2 protein-coding genes are annotated in these 1,338 nt (G+C 62.2%); one reads left to right on the forward strand and one right to left on the reverse strand.

Features of this window, described 5'->3' with window-relative positions; translation table 11 throughout:
- Positions 1–176 precede the first annotated feature (176 nt).
- Positions 177–830 carry a molybdenum cofactor guanylyltransferase MobA gene (gene mobA, locus NWI01_RS11955; RefSeq protein WP_141384065.1) on the reverse strand — a complete coding sequence of 218 codons (654 nt, stop codon included), beginning with the start codon at positions 828–830 and terminating at the stop codon, positions 177–179.
- Between the two features lie 129 nt (positions 831–959).
- Here mobA and NWI01_RS11960 point away from each other — a divergent pair, with 129 nt between their 5' ends.
- Positions 960–1,265 carry a sulfurtransferase TusA family protein gene (locus NWI01_RS11960; protein ID WP_141384066.1) on the forward strand — a complete coding sequence of 102 codons (306 nt, stop codon included), beginning with the start codon at positions 960–962 and terminating at the stop codon, positions 1,263–1,265.
- The last annotated feature ends 73 nt before the right edge of the window (positions 1,266–1,338 follow it).

The raw sequence follows: 1,338 nt of genomic DNA on the forward strand, positions 1-1,338 counted from the left end.
TAGAGCCCACTTCTGATTCTATCAGTAGCGGAAAGGCTCTAAAGTATGATCTTGAAAAGCGGAGAACCGGTGTTCGGATAAAATCATGCTCTGTCAAGAAGTTAAGGCGAGAGTCTAATTCAATGCGGTTGAACCGGATTTTTGGGGGCGGCTGATGCTTCCGGTTCGCGGCGGCCTCATGCGGCTACGTCCAGCGCGGCCAGGCGTTCGGCTTCGGCGAGATCGTCGGTGGTGTTGACATTGAAGAACGGATCGAACGGCGCGGTCGGCCATGAAACCGCGGCAAGCCGGTAGCGCGCGGTCCAGCGATCGACCTTTCTGATGCCTTCGGATGTCAGCGCCTGGCGCAGTTCGTCACGCAGCGTCACGTTCCACAGTCCGATCACGGGATGCGTCCGCCCGCCCGAAACAGCGACCGCAAGCTCGGCATCCTGTTGGTCACGCACCTCATGCAGCCGGGCCACCAGATCGCGCGGCAGGAACGGGCAATCGCCCGGAGCGCTCACGATCCATTGGTGGCCTGATCGCTGCTCCGCCGCCCAGTCGAGAGCAGCCAGAATCCCGGCGAGCGGCCCGGGAAAATCCGCCACGCTATCGGCGACGACGGGCAGGCCGAACCCTGAGAACCGCGCCGGATCGCCGTTGGCGTTGAGGACGAGGCCGCTGCATTGGGATGCCAGTCGCGCGATCACGCGGGCCAGGATCGTCTGCCCGCCGATCTCGCGCATCGGCTTGTCGCCGCCCCCGATGCGCCGCGCAAGCCCGCCGGCGAGGATGACGGCGGGAGTTGGCGGATAATCCGGGGGAGAGGCTGCGTCGGTGCTGGTCATGGGGCGTCCGGTTGCTCATGACAATAGGACGTGATCGGCCGGAACAACATCCCCCCGAACCGGCGCTGATTGGAGGCAATGTAAGCGGGACCCGTCGTCCACCGGTTGACGGTCTCATCGGGATTCGCCATGTTTATCCCCATGCTGATATCGAAACTCGATCTGACCGGGCTGAAGTGCCCGATGCCAGCGCTCAAGACCCGCAAGGCCTTGAAATCGTTGACGCCTGGCGAGCGGCTTGAGGTGCATTGCACCGATCCGCTCTCGGTGATCGATATTCCGAACCTGATCCGGGAGACCGGCGATTCCGTCGAAATCACAGAACGCGCGGAGCGACGGATCGTTTTCCTCATCAAAAAAGCGGGAGCGCCCTCGTCGTTCGAGGACCGCTTCGGATCGTTGTCGCTGCGGTCCCTGTGCCCTTACACTAAGTGATGCTGGCCGTTTGGCGGTCGCTCCCACACGACGGACGAGTCTGATTCAGTCAGAAGCGATAATGCTCTAGAGC

It is taken from the genome of Nitrobacter winogradskyi (assembly GCF_006539545.1).
GTDB lineage: Bacteria > Pseudomonadota > Alphaproteobacteria > Rhizobiales > Xanthobacteraceae > Nitrobacter > Nitrobacter winogradskyi_A.

What these genes read in the sequence shown, in the direction of transcription:
- mobA (WP_141384065.1), bottom strand. Translation starts at nt 830, where the DNA reads ATGACCAGCACCGACGCAGCCTCTCCCCCGGATTATCCGCCAACTCCC.
- NWI01_RS11960 (WP_141384066.1), top strand. Translation starts at nt 960, where the DNA reads ATGTTTATCCCCATGCTGATATCGAAACTCGATCTGACCGGGCTGAAG.